Annotated in this window: 16 protein-coding genes; 5 read left to right on the top strand and 11 right to left on the bottom strand. The window is 76.6% G+C overall.

All coding sequences use genetic code 11. The features are described from left to right. Window positions 1-600: 600 nt before the first annotated feature. The 7 genes from ACH4B3_RS21190 to ACH4B3_RS21160 form a co-directional block, all read right to left on the bottom strand. Window positions 601-1,611: a TolB family protein gene (locus ACH4B3_RS21190; RefSeq protein WP_398464794.1), complete on the bottom strand. Its 1,011-nt coding sequence runs from the start codon at window positions 1,609-1,611 to the stop codon at window positions 601-603. Then, window positions 1,608-2,771: an MFS transporter gene (locus ACH4B3_RS21185; RefSeq protein WP_398464792.1), complete on the bottom strand. Its 1,164-nt coding sequence runs from the start codon at window positions 2,769-2,771 to the stop codon at window positions 1,608-1,610. The genes ACH4B3_RS21190 and ACH4B3_RS21185 overlap by 4 nt, the downstream gene beginning before the upstream one ends. 771 nt (window positions 2,772-3,542) lie before the next feature. After that, on the bottom strand, window positions 3,543-4,769 hold the full coding sequence (locus ACH4B3_RS21180) for an ATP-binding protein (RefSeq protein WP_398464790.1): 1,227 nt from the start codon (window positions 4,767-4,769) through the stop codon (window positions 3,543-3,545). A 6-nt stretch (window positions 4,770-4,775) separates the two neighbouring features. After that, window positions 4,776-5,453, bottom strand: coding sequence for a two-component system response regulator CseB (cseB, locus tag ACH4B3_RS21175; protein ID WP_398464788.1), 678 nt, complete (start codon window positions 5,451-5,453; stop codon window positions 4,776-4,778). Between the two features lie 14 nt (window positions 5,454-5,467). Beyond that, window positions 5,468-5,926, bottom strand: coding sequence for a hypothetical protein (locus tag ACH4B3_RS21170; RefSeq protein ID WP_398464786.1), 459 nt, complete (start codon window positions 5,924-5,926; stop codon window positions 5,468-5,470). 14 nt (window positions 5,927-5,940) lie between these two features. Further along, window positions 5,941-6,450 (bottom strand): hypothetical protein, encoded by a 510-nt coding sequence (locus ACH4B3_RS21165; protein ID WP_398464784.1) that lies wholly within the window; start codon window positions 6,448-6,450, stop codon window positions 5,941-5,943. Between the two features lie 180 nt (window positions 6,451-6,630). Continuing rightward, window positions 6,631-7,656 (bottom strand): Gfo/Idh/MocA family oxidoreductase, encoded by a 1,026-nt coding sequence (locus ACH4B3_RS21160; protein ID WP_398464782.1) that lies wholly within the window; start codon window positions 7,654-7,656, stop codon window positions 6,631-6,633. Window positions 7,657-7,979: 323 nt separating this feature from the next. Here ACH4B3_RS21160 and ACH4B3_RS21155 point away from each other — a divergent pair, with 323 nt between their 5' ends. The 3 genes from ACH4B3_RS21155 to ACH4B3_RS21145 all read left to right on the top strand — a co-directional run bounded on the left by ACH4B3_RS21155 (window position 7,980) and on the right by ACH4B3_RS21145 (window position 11,858). Further along, the gene (locus tag ACH4B3_RS21155) at window positions 7,980-9,170 is read left to right on the top strand and encodes an alpha-lytic protease prodomain-containing protein (protein ID WP_398464780.1); all 1,191 of its coding nucleotides are present in this window, start codon (window positions 7,980-7,982) and stop codon (window positions 9,168-9,170) included. A gap of 134 nt (window positions 9,171-9,304) precedes the next feature. Then, window positions 9,305-10,246, top strand: a complete 942-nt coding sequence (locus ACH4B3_RS21150; protein WP_398464778.1) for a helix-turn-helix domain-containing protein — start codon at window positions 9,305-9,307, stop codon at window positions 10,244-10,246. Between the two features lie 136 nt (window positions 10,247-10,382). After that, complete coding sequence (locus tag ACH4B3_RS21145; RefSeq protein WP_398464776.1) at window positions 10,383-11,858, top strand: DHA2 family efflux MFS transporter permease subunit; 1,476 nt, start codon at window positions 10,383-10,385, stop codon at window positions 11,856-11,858. 192 nt (window positions 11,859-12,050) lie between these two features. Here the strand turns inward: ACH4B3_RS21145 and ACH4B3_RS21140 are convergent, their stop codons facing one another. The 3 genes from ACH4B3_RS21140 to ACH4B3_RS21130 all read right to left on the bottom strand — a co-directional run bounded on the left by ACH4B3_RS21140 (window position 12,051) and on the right by ACH4B3_RS21130 (window position 14,387). Next, a complete protein-coding gene (locus tag ACH4B3_RS21140) occupies window positions 12,051-12,326 on the bottom strand; it encodes a DUF1876 domain-containing protein (RefSeq protein ID WP_398464774.1) in 276 nt (91 codons plus the stop codon). Window positions 12,327-12,546: 220 nt separating this feature from the next. Beyond that, window positions 12,547-13,560, bottom strand: a complete 1,014-nt coding sequence (locus tag ACH4B3_RS21135) for an NADP-dependent oxidoreductase (protein ID WP_398464772.1) — start codon at window positions 13,558-13,560, stop codon at window positions 12,547-12,549. 131 nt (window positions 13,561-13,691) lie between these two features. Beyond that, window positions 13,692-14,387: a type 1 glutamine amidotransferase domain-containing protein gene (locus tag ACH4B3_RS21130; protein ID WP_398464770.1), complete on the bottom strand. Its 696-nt coding sequence runs from the start codon at window positions 14,385-14,387 to the stop codon at window positions 13,692-13,694. A 444-nt stretch (window positions 14,388-14,831) separates the two neighbouring features. On the opposite strand from ACH4B3_RS21130, the gene ACH4B3_RS21125 reads away from it, so the two are divergent. Next, the gene (locus ACH4B3_RS21125; protein WP_398464768.1) at window positions 14,832-16,364 is read left to right on the top strand and encodes an SDR family oxidoreductase; all 1,533 of its coding nucleotides are present in this window, start codon (window positions 14,832-14,834) and stop codon (window positions 16,362-16,364) included. Window positions 16,365-16,590: 226 nt separating this feature from the next. Here the strand turns inward: ACH4B3_RS21125 and ACH4B3_RS21120 are convergent, their stop codons facing one another. After that, entirely contained in the window at window positions 16,591-21,156 is a 4,566-nt protein-coding gene (locus tag ACH4B3_RS21120; RefSeq protein WP_398464766.1) for an HAD-IC family P-type ATPase, read from the bottom strand. A 237-nt stretch (window positions 21,157-21,393) separates the two neighbouring features. Between ACH4B3_RS21120 and ACH4B3_RS21115 the strand changes: the two genes are divergently transcribed. After that, entirely contained in the window at window positions 21,394-21,900 is a 507-nt protein-coding gene (locus ACH4B3_RS21115) for a hypothetical protein (RefSeq protein ID WP_398464764.1), read from the top strand. The last annotated feature ends 142 nt before the right edge of the window (window positions 21,901-22,042 follow it).

Below are 22,042 nucleotides of genomic sequence, written 5' to 3'. Positions count from 1 at the left end.
TGCGCGGCCGGACGGCGGCGTCCGGCCGGCCCGCCCCGGACAGCCGGGGGCCGCGGCGCCGGGTCGGGCACCGGGCCGAGGTGCCGGGTGCGACGTACGGCACGGGGCGGCGGGAGTGCGGTGGGGCCCGGGGCACGGAGCGGGGTGGGACGTACGGCACGGGGCGGCAGGGCGCGGCGCGGGGCGCGTGGCCGCCCCGGACGGGGGTGCCCGGCAGCCGGACCGGAATCCGGGCCCCCGACCGGGACGGACGCCGGCCCGCGCCCTCTGCCCCCGGCCCCCGCCAAGGCAAGGCAAGGCAAGGCAAGGCAAGGCAAGGCAGTACACCGGACCCGCCCCGGTCCGGGTCCGCCTCGACCCGCCGGGACGGGGTGCCACCCCGTCCCGGCGGGTCGAGGCGCGGTGGCTCCCCCGGGGCACGACGCCGCCCGGGCGCGCGGTGGGCATGCCGGGGTGGCCCGCCGGCATGCCCACCGCCCGCGCCGGACGGCGGCCGGGGGTCGCGGCGGGAGGCGCGCCGGCCCTGTTCCCCGTAGCGACCGGGCGTCACCCGGTCCGGGCCGGTCAGGCGCGCGTGGTCGGTCAGGCGCGCGTGGCCGGTCAGGCGCGCGTGGCCGGGGTGTGAACGGGCGTGCTGCGGCCGCCGGCTGACGGCCGTTCCGGACCGGTGGTGGGCGTCGGCGAGCTGCCCCGGAACGCCTCCCGGGGCGTTCCGGAGCCGTCGGCGGGCACCGTGAAGACATGCGGTCCGCCACCGCTCGGTTTCGCGTAGGCCACGGTCCGGTCGTCCAGCCACGCCGCCTGGTCGTCGATGTCCGCGGTCTCGGCGAGCGGGACGTCCTCGCCGGACCCCAGGTGGAGGACGTGCAGCCGCCAGCGGTCGCCCACCCGCTTCTTGTACGCGATACGGGTGCCGTCGGGCGACAGCGAGGGGCACTCGACGTTCTGCCGCACGGCGGTGAGCCGGCGGGTGCCGAGATCACCGCGCATCAGCCAGGTCTGCCCCCGCGACGCCATGGTCACGTAGAAGGTCCGGTCGTCGCGGGCGAAGGTGACGCCCCAGAAGTTCCGGTCGTCCTTCCGGTAGGGCTTGCCGTCCACCACCGGCGTGAAGTCCTCCAGTGAACCGTGGTGGGCGCCGGTCTCCAGGTCGTAGATGCCCGCGGTGGTGGAGAACCGGCCCTGCTGGACGTAGGAGTCGCCGGTGCGGAAGACCGTCCAGGCGACCAGCCGGCCGGACGGCGAGACCCGTGCCCTGCTCGGCTGTCCCCAGACCGGCAGGGTGACCCGGGGCGAGGAGTCCCCCGCCCGGTAGACCCGGACCTCCGACGACATCGGGCCGGGCAGGCCGCGCAGGCAGACCAGGGTCCCGGCGGCCACGGCGGCCCGCTCGCAGGACGGGCCGGAACCGAGCGGTTCCCCTGCCCGGGTGGTCTGCCGGACCCGGCCGGAGTCCACCGAGACGACGGTGCCGGCCCGCCGGAGGTGCAGCGAGTCGGTGGTCGGCTCGCGGTCGGCGCCGCGCCAGGCGACGGCTGTCGCGGCGGTGCCCAGCAGGGCGGTGACGAGGGCGATCCCGGTGGCGGCGCGGCGGCGGTCGCTGCGGTTCATGCGGAGCTCCCTGGCTGGTGGAGACGGCCGGCGGCGATGACGGCGACGGGCAGCGCGCACAGCAGCACGCCGAAGGCCGTGCCGAGCCCGCCGAGGGCGGCGAGCGCCCCGAAGAGCAGCGCGCCGCCGGCCCGGCTGAGGGCCTGCGCGGTCTGTACGACGGCGAGCCCGGTGGTGCGCGCCGCCGCCGGGACGGCCGGTGCGATGTGGGCCATCAGCACGCCGTCGGTCGCGGCGTAGAACAGTCCGTGCAGGGTGAGGAGGGCGACGGTGGGGGGCCATCCGGACACCGGCGCGAGGAACAGCAACGCGTAGGCGCCGAGCAGCACCAGATGGCCGCCGAGGAAGAGGCGCCACCGGCCGACCCGGTCGGCGAGCCGTCCCATCGGCACCGCCGCGGCCATGAAGACGAGCGCGGTGCCGACGGGCAGCAGCGGCAGCGCTTCGAGCGGTGCGTCCAGCCGGCGCTGCACGCCGATGTAGAAGGACATGTCGCCGACGGTGACCAGCCCGAGCAGTGCGGTCGCCAGGGTGCAGCGACGGATGTCCGGCGCCGTCAGGGCGGCGAGGCACTTCCGCGGTCCGAGGGCGGTGCCGCCCGGCGGGGCGGCGGTGCCGGACCGGACGAAGGTCACCAGGACCACGACGCCGACGGCGGCGAGGCAGAAGCTGACCAGGAACGCCGTGTCGTAGCCGCCCGGGACCGCGAGCAGGACCGCGAAGGCCAGCAGCGGCCCGAGCAGCGCGCCGCAGGTGTCCAGCGCCCGGTGGACGCCGAAGGCCCGGCCCAGGTCCCGTTCGGGGGTCGCGGCGGTGATCAGCGCGTCCCGCGGCGCGGTCCGCAGTCCCTTGCCGGTGCGGTCGGCGGCCACCAGGGCACCGATGCCGGTGACCGACGCGCCGACGGCGGGCAGCCCCAGCTTGGTCAGTGCGGAGAGCCCGTAGCCGGCGGTGGCGACGGCCCTGGGCCGGCCGAACCGGTCGGCGGCGTACCCGCCGCCGAGCCGGAACGCGGCGGTGGCGCCGGTGTAGAGCCCGTCGAGGGCACCGAGCTGGAGGTATCCGATGCCCAGGCCGTACATCAGGTACATCGGCAGGACGGCCGTGACCATCTCCGCCGAGGCGTCGGTGACCAGGCTGACCATGCCCAGGGCCAGCACCGTCGCGGGTACCTTCGCCCGTCCGGCGCCCGGCCCCTCGGCCGGCCCTCCGGGCGGTTTCCCGGTGCGGTTCCTGGGAGCGGCCGCCGTATCGCGTCGGGTGTCGGCGGCCCGGGCATGTGACAGATACATCGGTGACGCTCCGGCGGGTGGCGGGCGGTCGGGGGTCGGGGGCGGGCGGCCCGGTGCCGCCGGTCGGTATCCGGCGGCAGGGCGCTCAGCGGGTCCGGGGACGGGGGTGCGGACGGCCTGCGGGCCGGGACCGGTCCGTGCGCCACGGCCGCGGGGCGGGCCGGCGCCGTGGTCGCGCGCGGGTTCGTGGCATGACCGCTCCTCCGGCGGGGTGGGGGATCCGGCGCCCGGGCCCGGTCCGGGCGCGGCGGTCGCCGTACCCGCCGTCGCACGAGCCGTCTTGCGAGGGGAAGCGACCTCGGTTCTACCGGGGAGCGCGGCACCGGCATGTCATGTGCTTGCCAATGGCGAGAATGCGCGCGGGACGGACCGTGGCCGGCGGCGGAAGGCCGGGCGGCTCCGGGATCCGGGGCCCGGGGCCTGGGACGGGGGCCCGGGGGCCGAGGCGGCTCCGGATCCCTCGGGCTGCGGATCCCTCAGGCTGCGGATCCCTCTGGCTGTCGACCCCTCAGGCCCCGGATACCGGCGGGCGGATGCGGCCGGTGCGGACACCGCCCACGCGTCACACCTCCGGTCCCGCCCACGCGTCACACCGCCAGCCACCGGTCAGGCGTCACACCTCCGGCCACCGCCCACGCGTCACACCTCAGGTCCCGGCCGCGCGCCGGGGCCGGGCGCGAGGTCGAGGACGGCCCGGGCGCCGCCCCCGAGGGCGTTCTCGAAGCGCAGTCCGGCGCCCAGCACCCGGGCCTGCCCGGCGACGATGGTCAGCCCCAGCCCGATGCCGCCACCCCGCTCGCGCGCCTGGGTGCGGAACCGGCGCGGGCCCTGGGCGAGCAGTTCGGCGGGGAAGCCGGGGCCGTGGTCGCGTACCCGCACCACGGTCCCGTCGACCTCCAGCACCACCGGCGGGGCCCCGTGCCGCTGGGCGTTGGTGACCAGATTGACCAGGATCCGCTCGACCCGGCGGGGATCGGTGTCCACCACCGCGTCCCGGCGCACCCGCACCGCGGCGTCCGCGCCCGCCGACGCCGCGGCCCGGTGGGCGAGCGCGCTCAGCGCGGCCTGCTCACACCGGGCCCGCTCGACGCCGGGCACGTCCAGCCGGGCCACCTCCAGCACGTCCTCCACCAGCCGGCGCAGCACCTCCACGCCCCCCTTCACCAGTTCCGTGGGGCGGCCGGGCGGGAGCAGACCGACGGCCGTGACCAGCCCGGCCACCGGGGTGCGCAGTTCGTGGGCGATGTCGGCGGTCACCCGCCGTTCGGCCTCCAGCCGGGCGCCGAGCGCGTCCGCCATGGTGTTGACGGCGGCGCCGAGCCGGGCGATCTCGTCCCGGCCCCGGGGGCGGACCCGGGCCGTCAGGTCACCGTCCGCGATCCGCTGGGCGGTGCGTGCCGAGGCGCCGATGCGCCGGCCGGTACCGGCGGCCACGGCGGCGCCCAGGACGCAGCCGACGGCGGTGGCGGCCAGCCCCGAGCCGAACAGCACCCGGTCCAGATCGGCGAGTGCGCGGGCCTGCGGGGCGTAGGAGCGCCGGACCACGAGGACGTCGCCGCCGCTGCGGGCGGCCGCCCACATCACCGGAGCCCGGCCGGCGGGCCGCTGGAGGTAGGTGGCGCGCACCGGGCGGCGGGTGATGGTCTCGCGCAGCACCGCGGGCAGTTCGGACGGGTCGGTCAGGGCGCCGCCGTCGGTGCCGGCGGCGTGCTCCTCCAGCGCCGCCAGCAGCCGGGCGTCGGCCGCGTCGGCCGCGTTCCGCCGGTGGTCCCCGGCGGTGCGCTGGTGCACCAGGAACCCGATGAGCGTGGCGACGACGGCCGCGGTCCCGGCGATGACCAGTGCGATCCGGGTGCGCAGTCCCATCGGCGGTCAGCGGGCGAGCCGGTAGCCGAAGCCGCGGACGGTCTCGATGCGGTCGCGGCCGATCTTGGCCCGCAGTCGTTGCACATGGACGTCGACGACGCGGGTGTCGCCGCCCCAGGCGTAGTCCCACACCCGCTCCAGCAGGGTGGCCCGGGAGAGCACCGCCCCGGGGTGGGCGGCGAACTCCAGCACCAGTCTGCGTTCGGTGGGGGTCAGTTCGAGCGGGCGGCCCCCGCGGCGCACCTCCATGGCGGCGGTGTCCACCGTGAGGTCGCCGAACCTCAGCGGCGGCGCCCCCTCCGGCGCGGTGGGCCGGGCACCGTCCGCGGCGCGGCGCAGTGCGGAGCGGATGCGGGCGACGAGCACCGGGATGTCGTAGGGCTTGGTGAGGTAGTCGTCGGCGCCCGCCTCGAGGCCGAGCACGACGTCCACCGGGTCGGTACGGGCGGAGATCATCAGCACCGGTACCCGGCTCTCCTCCCGGATGCGGCGGACCAGGCTGACGCCGTCCAGCGAGGGCAGCATGACGTCCAGTACGGCGACGTCGGGCGTGCGGTCGCGGAACCGGTCGAGCCCGGCGAGCCCGTCGGAGGCCGTCCGCACCCGGTAGCCGTAGCGCTCCAGGGAGAGCTGGGTGGCCTCCCGCAGCAGTGCGTCGTCCTCCACGAGCAACACCTCGGTCATGGCTTCCGGCTTCCTCAGGGGGCGGGGGCGGGCAGCGCCAACCGGCGCAGCCCGGCTGCCTGTTCGGCGGGCAGGTGGGCGGAGCGGACGGTGGCGCGGGTGTAGTAGGAGACGTTCTCCTGCCGCCGCAGTCCGGTGAGTTCGACGGTGGCCCGGTAGCCGGACGACGGGCAGCCGGGCATGCACCAGGTTCCGTACACCCGTCCGGTGGCGACTGCCCTGCTCCGCCCCCAGGACCGCCAGCCGAGGCCGGAGAGCGAGGTGTGTTCGGTGACCGCGAGTTCGGTGGGGCGGCGCAGCGGGTGGCCCAGCACGTCGGAGACGTAGACCGGGCCGGCGGCCCGGCCGGGGCGGGGGGCGGGTCCCTCGACGTGCGGCCGGTCGGGCCCGCCGCACCCGGTGGTGCCCGCGACCGCCGGCGCAAGCGCCAGTGCGAGTGCCAGGAGGGCGGCCGCGGCCGCGGGCTTGGGCATCGGGGCCTTTCCGGTCAGCGGGTGGCGAGCGGACGCTTCCCCCGGAGGTCATCGGAATCGTACGCTCCGGATGCGTCGGTGAGTTCCAGAACGAACGAGGAGAACACTTTCGTGCCGTTCACCCGCCGGGGGTCGGCGAGGGTGACGGTCGCCTTCAGCGGCTTGTCGAGGCAGCCCGGAAGGCACCAGGCGCCGGTGGCCTCGCCGGTTCCCACCGCGGTGGTCGGCCCCCACCGCGTCCAGCGCATCCCGCCGACCGTGGTGAATTCGCTGAGCGCCAGTTTCCCCGGGGTGCGCCGGGCCCGGCCCCGGTCGGCGTTCTCCTCGCCGTGCTGGTCGAGTACGTACGGTGCGGCGCCGGGGCGGGCGGAGTGGACGACGGTGCGCGCGGCGGCACCGGCGTTCCCGCCGCTCGCGCCGCACGCCGAGCAGAGCAGGGCGACGGCGGCGGCACCGGCCAGGGCGGACGCCGTGGCGGCCGTGGCCCGGGGGGTGCGCGGGGGCGCGGAGGTGGTGCGGATCATGGCTGCGACTCCGGTTCCGGTCGATCGGGTTCGGTGCCTTCGACGCTAGGCGGGGCGCCTCTCGGTGGCCGGTCGGCCGGGTAACAGCCACTCATCGGCCACTGTTACACGTCCGATACGCACGCCGTGGCCGCCGGAGCCGGGCCGGCGAGTGGTGCACCCGCTCGGCCCGCCCGCCCGTCACCCGTATGCCGCGGCCCGGTCGGCCACCTCCGCGACCGTCACCGGGCGCCGCTCGCGCCGCGAGCTCTCGCACGCCTCGGCCACCAGGAGCGCGGTGAGCGCCTCCCGGCCGTCGCAGGGGTTGGGCCTCGTCCCGCGGACCACGTCCAGGAAGGCGCCGATCTCCGCCCGGTAGGCGAGGGCGAAGCGGTCCAGGAAACCGGCCCAGGGTTCGGCGGGCCCGGGGGCCGCCCCGGGCTCCACGGACGTCAGGGGGGTGCGCGTGTCCAGGCCGACGGCGATCTGACCGACGGTTCCGGCCAGTTCCATGCGCACGTCGTAGCCGGCGCCGTTGTAGCGGGTCGCGGTGACGGTGGCCAGGGTGCCGTCGTCGAGGGTGAACAGGGCGGCCGCGGTGTCCACGTCCCCGGCCGAGCGGAAGGACTCCGCTCCCCGGTCGGTGCCCAGCGCGTACACCTCGGCGATGTCGCGGCCGGTGATCCAGCGGATGGCGTCGGCGTCGTGGATCACGCAGTCCCGGTACAGACCGCCGGAGAGCGGCACGAACTCCGGCGGCGGCGGCGCCATGTCGGAGGTGACGGCGCGGATGGTGTGCAGCCGGCCGAGCCGCCCGGTGCGCACGGCCTGCCGGGCGGCGGCGTACCCGCGGTCGAAGCGCCGCTGGAACCCCATCTGCAGCACGGTCCCCGCCTCCCCCACCGCCCGCACGGCCCGCACGGTCTCCGGCAGACCGGTGGCGACCGGCTTCTCGCAGTAGGCGGGCAGCCCGGCCCCGGCCGCCCGGCGGATCAGGCCGGGGTGGGCGGCGGTCGCGGTGGCGATGACGACGGCGTCGGGGGCGGCGGCGAAGGCGGCGTCCACCGACGGCACGGCGCGCGCCGGCGCCCCCAGCCGCCGGGCGGTCCCGGCGGCGCGGGCCGGGTCGGCGTCCGCGATCAGCAACTCGGTGACGTCCGGGTGGGCGTGCAGGGTGGTGGCGTGGAACGCGCCGAGGCGACCGACGCCGAGGACGGCTACGCGCATGGGGTCGCGCCCCCTCTCCTGAGGGCCTGCCGGGCCGGCCTCCCCGCCGGTCCGGCGCCGCCGGGCCCGGGGCGGACGGGATGCGGAACGCTGCCGGGCAGCGCCCCGGCCCACGGCGGGGCCTTCACAGATTTTCGCATGTCTGTTGAAAAAACGTCCGCCCTGGAATCTTGTTCGGCCGCGGGGGCCTGCGCCAGAGTTCGGGGCGCGGCGGCGGTCCCCACCCGCTCCGCCAGACGAGCGCCGCCCCGCGGCACGCGCCGCCTCGGACGCGTGCCCCACCCCCCTGCCTTGGCGCTCGTTCTGCAACCGGAAGGAACGTCGTGAGAGTTTCCCGGAAGTACGTGCTGACCGCCACCGTCGGCGCGCTGCTGTCGGTCTCGGTCGTCACCGGGGCGCGGGCGGGGGAGCCGGCTTCCGCCGCTCCCCGGTACCAGCCGCAGATGGTCCAGGCACTCGCGGATTCCCTGGGGGTCACTGAGCAGACGGCTGTGCGGCGTCTGGATCAGCAGGCCGCGCAGCAGAAGCTCCTCGCCGAGCTGGGCGAGGACGGGATCTCCCCGGACGGCGCGTTCTTCGACGGGACGGGTGCGCTCACCGTCAACGTCGACGACGCGCGCAGCGCCGCGAAGGTCGAGGCCGCCGGACTCGACGCCCGGATACCCGAGCACGGCCAGGCCGCGCTCGACCGCATCAAGGCCGGACTGGACGCCAAGGCCGCCGCCCGGGTGCCCACCGGGGTCACCGCCTGGTCGGTGGACCTCGCCTCCGACACCGTGACCGTCGAGGTCGCCGGCGACCGGAGCGCCGCGGCGCGTTCCTTCCTCAAGGCGGCTCGGGCCCACGGCGACGCGGTGCGCGTCGTGGAGGGCAAGCAGGCCCTGGCGCCCCAGGCCACGATCTACCCGGGCAGCCGGATGACGTTCAACGGCTACCTCTGCTCGGTCGGTTACGGCGCCAAGGACTCCTCCGGCAAGCAGTACCTGGTGACGGCCGGCCACTGCATCGAGGACCTGCCGGACCTGTACTACAACAACGCCCACTTCGCCAAGGGCAGCCACACCCGCTTCGCGCTCGGCACGCGCAGCGTGGACATGGGCATCGCGGCGATGGACTCCGACGACTCCATCGCCACCTCGGTCGGCACCTACGGCCAGGCGGGCACCATCGCGGTGCGGGGCAGCAGCCGCGCCGCCGCGGGCGCCGCGCTGTGCAAGTCGGGCCAGACCACCGGCTGGACCTGCGGCAAGGTCAAGTCGTACAACGTCACGGTCACCTACACCGACCCGAACGGCGGCCCGCAGACCGTGGTGTCCGGACTGGGCAGCTCCAGCGTCTGCACCGAGGGCGGGGACAGCGGCGGCGCGTACATCTCGGGCAACCAGGCGCAGGGCATGACCTCCGGCGGCCCGATGGGGCAGCAGTGCTCCGGGGTCAACGGCGCCGGCTCGTCGTACTTCCAGCCCCTCGACGACGCGCTGCGGTACTACGGCCTGACCCTCAACACCAACTGACCCGTCCCCACGCCCCCACGGGACACGGCGGCCGCTCACCGGCACACGGTGAGCGGCCCCCGCACGTTCGCGCCGGGTACCGGCACCGGGGGCGGCAGCACCGCGGCACCGTGCGACCTTCCCTCGGAGACGTCATGACCAAGGCGCCCCTCGACGGCGAGAGCCACAGACCCGACCCCGGGCCGGCCCCGACCTTCGCCACCGTGTTCCGGGCCGCCGTGCGCCAGCGCGGCCTCTCCCTGGAGCGGGTCCGCGACCGGCTGCACGCCCAGGGCATCAGCATCAGCCTCGCCACCCTGAGCTACTGGCAGCGCGGCCGCAGCCAGCCGGAACGGGCGTCCTCGCTGCGTGCGGTGGACGCGCTGGAGACCATTCTCAACCTGCCCGGCGGGACGCTGCGTTCGCTGCTCGGCCCGCGCCGACCGCGCGGGCGGCTCGCCGCCGGGCCCCGGCAGCCGGCCGGGCAGCGGCCGGTCTTCGACTCGAACCCGCTGGTGGAGCAGGTGCTCGGGGAGTCCTTCGAGCAGCTCAACTCGGACGTCAGCGCACTCGTCATCCACAACACCGTGCGGCTGGACGAGAACCGCTGCATCCGGGTCACCTCCACCCACCAGGTGCTGCGGGCCACCCGGGACGGCGCGTCCCGGCTGACCACCCTGCACACCACCGACGAGGCCACCGCGGAGCCCTCGGACGTCGTCGTCCGGTGCGGGAAGCTGGGCACCGTCCGGTTCGTGCCGGAGCTGCGGAGCACCGTGGTGGAGATCCTGTTCGGGCGGCGGCTGGTCCGCAACGAGACCGCGGTCATCGACTACGACATCGTGTTCGGCCCGGCGCAGGACACCTCCACCCACTACGAACGCAACACCCGGGCCGGGCTGCGCGAGTACCTGCTGCACGTGTGTTTCCACCCCGCGGCCCTCCCCCGGTCCTGCCACGGCTACTACCGGGAGGCGTTCGGGGCGGAGCGGCGCCACCAGCGCCGCATCGGGCCGGACGCCTCGCATTCGGCGCACATCCTCCCGGCCCGCTGTCCGGTGGGGGTGCACGGCATCTCCTGGGAGTGGCCGGACTGATCGCCGCCCACCGGGGGCGGTCCGGCCGGCGGCCGCCGACCGGCTTGACTTGAACCTTGGTTCATGTCGGAAGCTCATGGCTGAGCGGGGGCGGTCCGCCCCCGAACCACCGGTCGGCGAAGAGCGAGGCACCGTCATGTCCCTTCCGCAGCAGGAATCCCGCGAGGCTCCGGCCCCCGCACCACGGCTGGCGGCGCTCGCCACCGTCGTCATACTCGGCTCGATCATGTCGGTGCTGGACGTGACGGTGGTGAACGTCGCCATGCACCCGCTGGCCGACCACTTCGACGCCTCGCTCGCCACCATCCAGTGGGTGGCGTCCGGGTACTCCCTGGCGCTGGCCGCGGTGATCCCCGTGACGGCCTGGGCGATCCGGCGCTTCGGCACCAAGACCGTGTACCTGACGGCGCTCACACTGTTCGTCACCGGTTCGCTGCTGGCCGGTCTGGCGTGGTCCCCCGAGACGTTGGTGGCCTTCCGGGTGGTGCAGGGCCTGGGCGGCGGCATGATCATGCCCACCGGTATGACGATCATGATGCGCGTCGCGACGCCGGAGACCATGGGTCGCATCATGAGCATCATGGGCATCCCGATCCTCATCGGCCCGCTGGCCGGCCCGATCCTGGGCGGCTGGCTGGTGGACTCCTTCTCCTGGCGCTGGATGTTCACCATCAACGTGCCCATCGGCGCCGTCGCCCTGCTGCTGGCCGCCCGGGTCTTCCCGCGTACGGCCGGCTCCCCGGGCCAGCGCCTGGACGTGCTCGGCCTGCTGATGCTCTCTCCCGGCCTCGCCGGTTTCCTCTACGGCCTGTCCACCGGCGCCGAGCGCCGGGACTTCGGCTCCCTCGACGTCCTGTTCCCGGCGATCGCGGGCGCCGCGCTGATGGCCGGCTTCCTGCTCCGGGCCCGTACCTCCCCGGTCCGTCTGATCGACCTGCGCCTGTACCGTGACCGCTCCTTCGCGGCCGCCGCGGCCACCCTGTTCCTGTTCGTCATCGGCTACTTCGGCAGCATGCTGCTGCTCCCCATGTACTTCCAGGTCGTGCGGGGGGAGTCGGTGACCACCTCCGGCCTGCTGGGCGCGCCGCTGGCGCTGGCCGCGGGGACCACCATGCAGGTGTCCGGACGGCTGTCGGACAAGGTGTCCGCACGCAAGCTGGTGGTCTCCGGTGTGGTGCTGGCGGCGCTCGGCATGGCGTTGTTCACCCTCCAGCTGTCGGACGGCGTCGCGTACTGGCGGATCGGAGCCGCACTGGCAGTCATGGGCGTCGGCGTGGGCATGACGATGATGCCGACGATGGCCGCCGCCACCCGCGGCCTGGCCCCGGACGACGCCCCCTCGGCCTCGACGGCCCTGCAGATCACCTCCCAGACCGCGGCGGCGCTCGGCATGGCGTTCTTCTCGGTGATGCTGACCGCCGGCGGCGAGGGCGGCGGCGCCACCGTCCCGACCCACGCCGGGCCGTTCGCCGACACCTACCTGTGGGCCGTGGTGTTCATGCTCGCCGCCGCGGTGCCCGCGCTGCGCCTGCCGCTGCGTCGGCCGACCGCGACCAAGGCGGCCGAGGCGGCCGCCACCAGCGCTGACGACCGCACCCCGGCGGGCGTCTGAGCACCACCGCCCGGCAGCGCGGGCGACCCCATCGGAACCGGCCGGCCGGCAGGCGGGCCGGTTCCGGGCGTCCGGGAGCGGGACGCGGCGCCGGCCCGCGACCGGCCCACGCCCGGTGTGTCCGCGCCGTACCCGGCCGGCCGGTGCGGACCGCGGCGCCCGCCCCGGCCCTTCCGGCCGGGGGCCGCCCGGTCAGTGCGTCAGCGGGTGTGACGCGCGGCCCGACACCTCGTCGATCTCGTCGTGCGCCTTGGTCAGCAGCTTCATCGCCAGCTCGTTGAGCGCTCGGGCCCCCGCGATCTCCTCGCCGACCCGGGGCTGGTTGGAGTCGACGGGGTGACGGGTGGCGTAGCCGTGGGCCCGCACCTCGCTCCCGTCGGCGAGCCGTACGAGGGCGGCCGCACGCGTCCGGTGCGTGTCCTCCTCGAATTCCATCTCCACATGCCATCCGACGGCGGTCTGCATCATGGACGATCACCTCCAGCACCGCTGTTACCAGCGTGCATCAGCCGCGCCGCGCCCGCACGCGCGGCCCGCCCCCGCGGGCCCGGACCGGGCGGGAGCCGGGTCGGGGCGGGAGCCGGGTCAGGGCGGGAGCCGGGTCGGGGCGGGAGCCGGGGCGGCGGGGAGCCGCGGCGGCGGAGGTCTGCGGCGGCGCGGGGCGGCGGCGAGGGAGGGCGGCGGCGGGTCAGCCGTGGGCCAGGCGGACGAGCATCTTGCCGGTGTTGCCGCCGCGCATCATGGTGCGGAACGCGTGGACGGCCTCGCCGATGCCGTCCACGACGGTCTCGTCGGCGACCAGCGAGCCGTCCGCCAGCCAGCGGGCGGCGCGCCGGATGTAGTCGGCGGCGAGGTGGCGGTGGTCTCCGACGTTCATACCGCGCAGGGTGAGGCGCTTGCCGATGGCCAGCGGCAGGTTGTCCGGGCCGGGTGCCGGCTCGGTGGCGTTGTACACGGAGATCGCTCCGCACAGCACGATCCGGCCGTACCGGTTCATCGCGCCGATCGCGGCCTGGAGGTGGTCGCCGCCCACGTTGTCGAAGTAGACGTCGATCCCGTCAGGTGCGGCCTCGGCGAGCCGCGCGGGCAGCTCGCCGAGGCGGTGGTCGATGCCGGCGTCGAAGCGGTACCCGTCGGTGAGCCGGCGGACCTTGCCCGGGCCGCCCGCCGAGCCGATCACCCGGGAGGCGCCCAGCCGCCTGGCGAGCTGGCCCGCCGCGGACCCCACCGCGCCCGCCGCGCCGGAGACGAAGACCACGTCGCCCTCCCGTACCGCGGCGATCTCGGTCAGCCCCGCCCAGGCGGTCAGCCCGGTGCTGCCCAGGACCCCGAGGTAGCGCCGGGCGGGGGCCAGCCGCGGGTCGACCGTCCGCACCTCGGCGGCCTCCAGCAGGGCGTACTCCCGCCAGCCCAGGAAGTGGGTGACGGTGGCGCCCACGGGTACCTCGGCGGACCGGGACGCGACGACGGTGCCCACCGCCCAGCCCTCCATGACCCGGCCGAGTTCGAACCGGGGGATGACGGACCCGCCCGCGTTCATCCGGCCGCGCATGTACGGGTCGACGGAGAGGAAGTCGTTGCGCACGACGACCTGTCCGGTCCCCGGGTGGGGCACGGTGGCGGTCACGAGCGAGAAGTCCGCGGGGGTGGGTTCGCCGACCGGGCGGGCGACGAGATGCCACTCACGGCTGGGGAAGGGCACGGCTGGGCTCCGGTGCTGGGGTGGGGGCGGGGAGGTGCGTCGCGGGTCGGCGGGACCCGGGCGGCCGGGCCCCGCCCGCGGGCCGGGGAGCGCCGGGGCCCGGGCCTCCCCGGGCCGGTCCGCGTCCGGCGTCAGCCCAGCCGCTTCAGCAGCTCGGCGGCGAGCGGCGCCGAGGAGGCGGGATTCTGGCCGGTGACCAGGTTGCGGTCGGTCACCACGTGCGGGGCCCACGGCTCGCCCTCCTGGAAGTGCGCGCCCAGCTCCACCAGGCGGTCCTGGAGGAGCCACTTCGCCCGGTCGGCCAGCCCGGCCTGGGCCTCCTCGGCGTTGGTGAAGCCGGTCAGCCGGTAGCCCGCGAAGGCGTTGCCGCCGTCCGCTCCGGTGGCGGCGAGCAGCGCGGCCGGGGCGTGGCAGACCACGCCGAGGGGCTTGCCCGACTCCAGCACGCGGACCAGCAGCGCACCGGAGTCGGCGTTGGCCGACAGGTCCTCCATCGGCCCGTGGCCGCCGGGGTAGAACACCGCGTCGTAGTCGTCGAGGCGCACCTGCTCCAGCCCGACCGGCCGGCGCAGTTCGGGGAAGGCGGCGAGGGCCTCGGCGATCCGGTCGGCACCCTCCTGCCCGCCGTTGGCCTCGGGCGCCAGGCTCGCCTTGTCCACGGTCGGCACCACGCCGCCGGGGGTGGCGACGACCACCTCGTGGCCGGCCTCGGTGAACGCCTGGTAGGGGGCCACGGCTTCCTCGGCCCAGAAGCCGGTCGGGTGCTTGCTGCCGTCGGCGAGGGTCCAGTGGTCGGCACCGGTCAGCACGAAAAGGATCTTCGACATGGTGGGTTTCTCCCGGGGTGCGGGCCGCTGCGGGCCGGAGGTCGGTTCGGTCGCCGCGGGGCGGCGGGCGGCCGGTGGCGCTGCTCGGCACGGACCGCCGGTGCGGCGATGTCCCGACGGTAGGCCGGGTCCGCCATCGGTATCCAATGAGAAATCCGATGGGAGGTATAAGCCATCCGATGGGTGGCCGGGAATACGTCACCTGGGTGCGCCGGACGGAGCCCCCCTCGGGGCGAACCGCCCGGCGGCCCTGCGGGCCCGGGTCCTGACGGAGCGGCAGGCCGAGGCCCGGCCGGCGACGCCTGCCGCACAGCCGCCGGCCGAGGCCCGGCCGGTCGGCCGGGACCCGACGGCCGGTCACCGGCCCGGCGGGCGCGGCCCGGCCGCGACTGCCATGATCGGACCGGGACGGTCGGACGGTTGCGGCGAGCCGAGGAGGCTCTGGTGGGCACGGACGGGACGCGGGACGGGACCGGGCCGCTGTGCCTGGTGACCGGTGCCACCGGCTACATCGGCGGACGGCTCGTCCCCGAACTGCTGGCCGCCGGGTACCGGGTGCGCTGCCTGGCCCGCACCCCCGGCAAGCTGCGCGACCACCCGTGGGCGCCGGACGCGGAGGTGGTCCGTGGCGACGTCACCGACGCCGGCTCGGTCGCCGAGGCCATGAACGGCGCGGAAGTGGCGTACTACCTGGTGCACGCCCTCGGCTCCGGCTCCGGCTTCGAGGAGACGGACCGCCGGGCGGCCCGCGTCTTCGCCGAGCAGGCCCACGCGGCCGGGGTGCGGCGGATCGTCTACCTCGGCGGCCTGACGCCCGAGGGCGTCCCGGAGCGGGACCTCTCCCCGCACCTGCGCTCCCGGGCCGAGGTCGGACGGATCTTCCTGGACGGGCCGGTGCCCGCCACGGTGCTGCGCGCCGCGGTGATCATCGGGTCCGGCTCGGCGTCCTTCGAGATGCTGCGCTACCTGACCGAGCGGCTGCCGGTCATGGTCACCCCGCGCTGGGTGCGCACCCGCATCCAGCCGATCGGGGTCCGGGACGTGCTGCGGTACCTGGTGGGGTCGGCGCGCATGCCGGACGAGGTGAACCGGACGTTCGACATCGGCGGCCCGGACGTCCTCACCTACCGCGACATGATGCGGCGGTACGCCGCCGTCGCGAACCTGCCCGGGCGGCTGATCGTGCCCGTCCCGGTCCTCACCCCGTGGCTCTCCAGCCAGTGGGTCGGGCTGGTCACCCCGGTGCCCCACGCCATCGCCCGGCCGCTGACCGAATCCCTGCGCCACGAGGTCGTCTGCGGCGAACACGACATCGCCCGGTACGTCCCCGACGGCCCCGGTCAGCCGCTGCGTTACGACGAGGCGCTGACCCTGGCGCTGCGGCGGGTACGGGACGCGCGGGTCGCCACCCGCTGGTCGTCGGCCTCGGTACCCGGCGCGCCGAGCGATCCGCTGCCGACCGACCCGGACTGGGCCGGCGGCAGCCTGTACCAGGACGAGCGCCGGCTTGCCGTGGACGCCCCGCGCGACGCTCTGTGGCGGGTGATCGAGGGCATCGGCGGCGACAACGGCTGGTACTCCTTCCCGCTCGCCTGGGCGGTCCGGGGGTGGCTGGACCGGTTCGCCGGCGGGGTGGGCCTGCGCCGGGGCCGCCGGGACGCCGAACGGCTGCGGGTGGGCGACTCGCTGGACTTCTGGCGGGTGGAGGAGATCGAGCGGGGGCGGCTGCTCCGGCTGCGCGCCGAGATGCGGCTGCCGGGACTGGCCTGGCTGGAGATGTACGCGGAGGACGACGGCGACGGCGGCACCCGCTACCGGCAGCGGGCCCTGTTCCACCCCCGCGGGCTGCTCGGCCACGTCTACTGGTGGAGCGTGTCGCCGTTCCACGCGATCGTCTTCGGCGGGATGGCGCGCAACATCACCCGGGCCGCCGGCCGGGGCATGGGCGAACCCGGGGCCCGGCGGCCCATCACCTGACCCTTCCGCCGGAAGCGGGACGGGCGGCCCGCCGGCCCGCATCCCCGCCCGGACGCACCCGCGCCGCGGCCGGACACCCTCGGCTCACCCGCCCGCCCTCCGGGCGCCACCCTTCGGACCGGCGCGCCGGGGACCCTGCGCCGGCCCCGGACGGCCGCGCGGGCCGAGGCGCCCGGGGCAGCCGAGGTGCCCCGGGCGGCACCCGGGGCGCCGGGGACATCCGGGGTCATCCGGGGGCGCCGGAGCCCGCCGGGCCATCCGGGCCCGGGGTGCCGGACCCTCCCGCAGGGTCGCCGGGGGCACCCTCGTCCGCCTCGTCCGCCTCGTCCGCCTCGTCCCGCTCGTCACCCTCGTCCCGCTCGTCCCGCTCGTCGCCCTCGTCGCCGCGGTGGCGGACCAGCGGGGCCACCACCAGACCCAGCACGGTGGCCGAGGTGATGGCGGCCAGCGCGATGCCCCAGGCCACCGGGCCGAGCGGGGTGCAGCCGAAGAAGCGGCTGACGCCCGGCGTCTGGATGATGGCGGCGAGCAGCGCCGCCGAACCCAGGCCCGCGGCGAGGACCTTGCGGTCCGGCCCGCCGGTGGTCAGGGTCTGCGCGAGCTGCGTGCCGACGACGGCGGCGAGCGCCACGGTACTGGCGCGCCGCCGGCCGCCGGTCATCCGGGCGACGCCCCAGGCGGCACCGGCACCGCACGCGGTGACGGCACCGCGCAGCAGCATCTCGCCGGTCAGCGCGGCGCCCAGCGAGCGGTGCGGGCCTTCCCGCAGCAGCCGCTCACCGGCCTGGCCGCGCGGCTCCCGGGCGGCGATGGCGAGCGACGGGGCGAGGTCGGTGAGCAGATTGACCAGCATGATCTGCCGGGCACTCAGCGGGGTGCCGCCGGTCAGCACCGCCGCCAGCACGCTGAAGGCGACCTCGCCGAGGTTGCCGCCGACCAGGATCGCCAGGGCGGCCCGGACCGACGCCCACATGGCGCGGCCCTCCATCAGGGCGGAGACGATGGTCTCCAGCCGGTCGTCGCCGACCACCAGGTCGGCGGCCGCGGTCGCGGCGGGGGTGCCGCGCCGCCCCAGCGCGATCCCGACGTCCGCGAGCCGGATGGCCGCCGCGTCGTTGGCCCCGTCCCCGGTCATCGCCACCACCCGGCCCTGCCGCTGGTACGCCTGGACGATGCGGGACTTGTGGCGCGGGCTGCAGCGGGCGATCACGTCGACGGTGGGCAGCAGCGCGTCGAGGCCGGCGTCGTCCAGCTCGTCGAGCTCCGGCCCGGTGCACACCTTCTGCTCGGCCACGTCGCTGACGCTGGCCGCGATGGCGTCCGCGGTGGCGGGGTGGTCACCGGTGAGCATGACGGTCTGCACGCCGGCCGCGTGCAGCCGCGCGGTGGCCGGGGCCGCGCTGGTGCGGATGGGGTCGGCCAGCGTGATGAAGCCGAGGAAGACCAGGTCGTGCACCGCGTCGTCGGTCAGGTCCTGACCCGGGGCCATGGGGCGTTCGGCCACCGCGAGGACGCGGCGGCCGGCCCCGGCCAGCTCCTCCGCGTAGCCGGCCAGCTCCCCGGCCGCGTCGTCGTCCAGCGGCAGGTCGGAGCCGTGGCGGCGGCGGTGCCGGCAGCGTTCCAGGACGTTCTCCGGCGCTCCCTTGACGCTGAGCAGCGGGCCGTGTGCGGTCGACCCCGCGGTGGCGTGGTAGGCCCGGGACGGTTCGAACGGCAGGGAGTCGGTGCGCCGCCAGCGGGGCGCGCCCTGCCGGACCGCGACCCGGGCCCGGCGGGCCCCGGTGAGGACGGCCCGGTCGGTCTGGTGGGCCATCGGTTCCGACTGGCGGGCCGGCGGGGTGGCCCGCAGCGCGGCGGCCAGCACCGCCTTGCGCCGGGTGTCCAGCCGGTCCGCGGGCAGCAGCCGTTCGTCGTCGGCGACCGCGGCCAGTTGCAGCACGCCCTCGGTGAGGGTGCCGGTCTTGTCGAAGCACAGCACGTCGGACCGGCCCAGCGCCTCGATGGTCCGGGGATTGCGCACCAGCGCCCCGACGTCGGCGAGGCGGCGGGCGGCGGCCAGTTGCGCCGCGTTGACCAGGAACGGCAGCCCCTCGGGGACGGAGGCCACGGCCAGGTTGACCGCCGAGGACAGGGTCTCGGCCAGCGGCCTGCGGTACGCCAGTCCGGCTCCGGTGACCGCGGCCGCCGAACCGACCGCGATGGGCAGGCTGGTCCGGGTCAGCGCGGTGAGCCGGGCCTCCACCCCGGTCGCCGGCGCCGCCTGGCGGGCGGTGGCCAGGCTGCGCCCCACCTCGGTGGCCGACCCGGTGGCGACCACCACCGCCAGGCCCTGGCCCGCCGACACCGTGGTCCCCTCGTAGAGCATCGAACGGCGCCGGGACAGCTCGGCGGCGACCACCGGTTCCGGGCCCTTGCCGGCCGGGAGCGATTCGCCGGTCAGTGACGACTCGTCCACCTCCAGCCCCACCGCTTCCAGCACCCGGCAGTCCGCCGGCACCACGTCCTCGGGGCGCAGCACGATGACGTCGCCGTGCACCAGGTCGCCGGCGGTGACCAGGCGTTCGGTGCCGCCGCGCCGCACCCGCGCGCCGATCGCCGAGCGCTCGAAGAGTTCGGCCAGCGCGTGTTCGGTGCGGACCCGCTGGAAGCCTCCGACGAGCGCGGAGGTGCCGGTGATGGCGGCCACCAGCGCGGCGTCGGTGCGGGACCCGACAGCGGCGGCCAGGGCGGCCCCGGCCGCCAGCACGGGGGTGAGCGGGTTGGCCAGCTCCTCGACGAACGCGGACGGCAGGCCGGTGGTGCCGGGGCGCTCACCGCCGGACGCCTCGCCCCCGGCCCGGTCCGCCGCCTCCTTCGGGGACAGTCCGTCGGGGCCGGTGCCCAGCCGCTCCAGCACTCGTGATGCGGGCATCAGATGCCAGGGGATGGTGGTGACCGGCGGCGCCATGGGGCGGGCCAGCAGCCGGCGGGCCCGCCAGTTGCCCAGGCAGAAGGCGACGGAGCCGGCGGTGTTGCTCATCGCGACGCCGCGCGCGCACGCCTGCCGCGCGGGGGCCTGCAGGGCGGCGACCGCGCCGACGCCGCTGCCGCCCGCCGCCAGCAGGGCGCTGTCCCGGTCGACGCGGGCGGCCACCCCCACCGCGTCCACGATGAGACCCGCCGACTCCAGGTCCGCGCCGACCAGCAGGTGCGCTCCCCACGGCGGCGGTTCGTCGGCGCGGTGCACGCCGACGCCGCAGTCGGCCGCCCCCAGTGCCCGGCGGTTCCCGGAGACCAGCAGGACGACCGCGCCGTCGGCCTGGAGGCCGCGTACCGAGGCCACCAGTCGCCCGCCGGCGGGCACCACCGCGTCGGCGAAGGAGAACCCGCGGTCGGTTCCGTCCCCGGCCAGCACCACCCGGGCGCCCGCCCGGCGGGCGGCCGCCGCGACGGCCTCCGCTCCCGGCGCGGTCTGCGCGGCGAGCCCGGCGACGGCCCTGAGCCGGCGCCCTTCGGCCAGTCCCAGCTCGCGTTCGCTGCCGCGGCGCCGGAGGGCGGCCGCGGCGCGCCGGCCGGTGGCGCCGGTCAGCTCCAGCCGGTCCAGCGGGCCGAGCACCCAGCCGTCCTCGCGCTGGAGCCGCAGCGGGGCGTCCGGATCGAAGAGCCCGAACAGGCGCTCGCTGGTCCGCTGCTCCCCGGCGTCGCCCAGCAGTTCCAGGTCGACGGGCTCGTACCGGTCGGTGCGCAGCGCCGACTCGTCCAGCACGACCGTGTCCACCTGCCCGATCCGGCGCAGCGCGCCCCGGTCCATCGCCACCACGCCGCGCAGCGCCAGGAACCGGCCGAGGCTGGTGGCGAACCCCTCCCGACCGCCCTGGTGGGCCTTGGGCACCCCGGCCAGCGCGACCGCGTGCCCCTTGCGGAGGCCCGCGAACGGGACGGTGGCCGCGCCCACCGCGGTGGAGACCGCCATGGACCGCTCGGCGTAGCGGGCGGCCGTGTCCTTGGGGGTGGGTCCCGGCCGTTCCACCACGATCGGGTCGGCGGCCGCGTGTTCGGCATGGCCCACCAGCCGGGGCTCGGCCGCCTCCCAGGCCCGCCGCTCGGCGGTCGCCTCCCGCCACTGGGCCAGCCGTTCGACGGTGTCCAGGGCGAGGCCGCCGCCGCGGGTGGCCACGCCCTGGACCAGCGCGCTCACCGTGGGCAGCACGGTCTCGGCCTGTTCGAGGCCGCTGAACCCGGCGGACGCCAGCTGCCGCAGCCGCGGGTGGTGTTCCAGGGCCGTCGCCAGCGCGCCCACCTCGGCGGGCAGCTTGAGCCACGGGGCGAGGCGGGTGAGCACGGTGATGCCCAGCCCCACGGTGTCCGCCGCCAGGACCGACACCGATCTGCGGGTCCGGGGCCCTTCGCAGGGGTGGTGCGGTTCCGGGCACCAGGTGTCGAAGTCGTCCGTGCCGGTGGCGCCGTGGGCCTCCGCGTGCTCGACCAGCGCCACCAGGTCGCGCTCCGGCGGCGGGGGCGAGGCCAGCGCCACCACGACGCGTTCGGCCGGTGCGGTCACCCGCGCCCACAGCACGCCGGGATGGCCCTCCAGGGCACGCTCGACCCGCCGGGCCGCCCGCTCCCCGCCGGCCCCGTGCACCCCGCGGACCTCGATGTGGCAGCGGCCGGGCCGGCGCCACACCCCGCGCCGGGGCAGCCCGGCGACCAGGCCCGCCACGGTCGCCGCACCGCGCACACCGGCTGTCACACCGTGCGCGATCGGACCCAGCAGGAAGGGGTGGGCGAGGTTCAGCCCCGGGAGCGGCGGCATGGGTCCTCAAGTAACCACGGCGGCGGTGTTCAACCCCCCGGTGTCCGGGCCCGGCGCCGGACGCACGGCCCGCCGCCGGTCGGCCCAGGGTTCCGCGCGGGCGGGCGGCCGGGGGTTCCGCGCGGGCGGGCGCCGGCGGGCGGGGCGGCCGGGCGGCGCCTCCGGCGCGGTGCCGGGCCCGTCGTTAGACTCGAAGTAAGGAATGCCCGGAAGAGATCCGTTGGGGAGTGAAAACCCGTGGGCAGTTCCCATTCAGGTCGCAAGCACACCGCGCAGGACACCGCGAAGGCCGCGGCGGGAGCCGAGACCACGCCCGCGGCGGAGGGCCGGGAGACCGCGGGGAAGGGGCAGGACGCCGCGCCGCCCACCGCCGAAGAGCCCCGGGAGCCGTCGGACGCGCCGGGTGACGCCGGCCAGGACCGCCCGGAGGGCGACCGGCGCACCGCCGGCGTGCCGCTGCCGTCGCTGGAGAAGGTGGCCGACGGCGCGATGAACGCGGCGATGTTCCCGGTGGCCGTCGCGCGCCAGGTGCTTCCCCGGAAGAAGGGGCTCCCCCTCTACCTGGGGCTGGGTGCGCTGGGCGCGGCCGAGGTCATCGAATGGCCGGTGGCGGTCGGTATCGGGGTCGGCTACGCGGTGCTGCGCGGCCACGGCCTGCCGGCCGGACCGGGCACCGCCGCGGGCGCCCCGGCGCCGGAGTCCGGGGCGGAGCGCCCCGGGAGCGCAGGGGCCGCCGCCGCATAGCGGCCGCCGTCGCCGTCCGCCCTCTCGCGGCCCGAACGTCGCTGCCCGGACAGCCGGCCGGGGCGGCCAGGGCGCCGGTACCGAGGCCCCCGGCCCGTCGGCCCTGCCGCTGCGCCGGGGAGCGCGCCACGGCACCACGGGA

Origin of the sequence: Streptomyces sp. NPDC018031, assembly GCF_044327625.1 — a bacterium.
In the GTDB taxonomy this organism is placed as follows: Bacteria; Actinomycetota; Actinomycetes; order Streptomycetales; family Streptomycetaceae; genus Streptomyces.
Note: the sequence above shows the minus strand (reverse complement) of the source record. Positions and strands in the feature narration are given on the sequence as shown.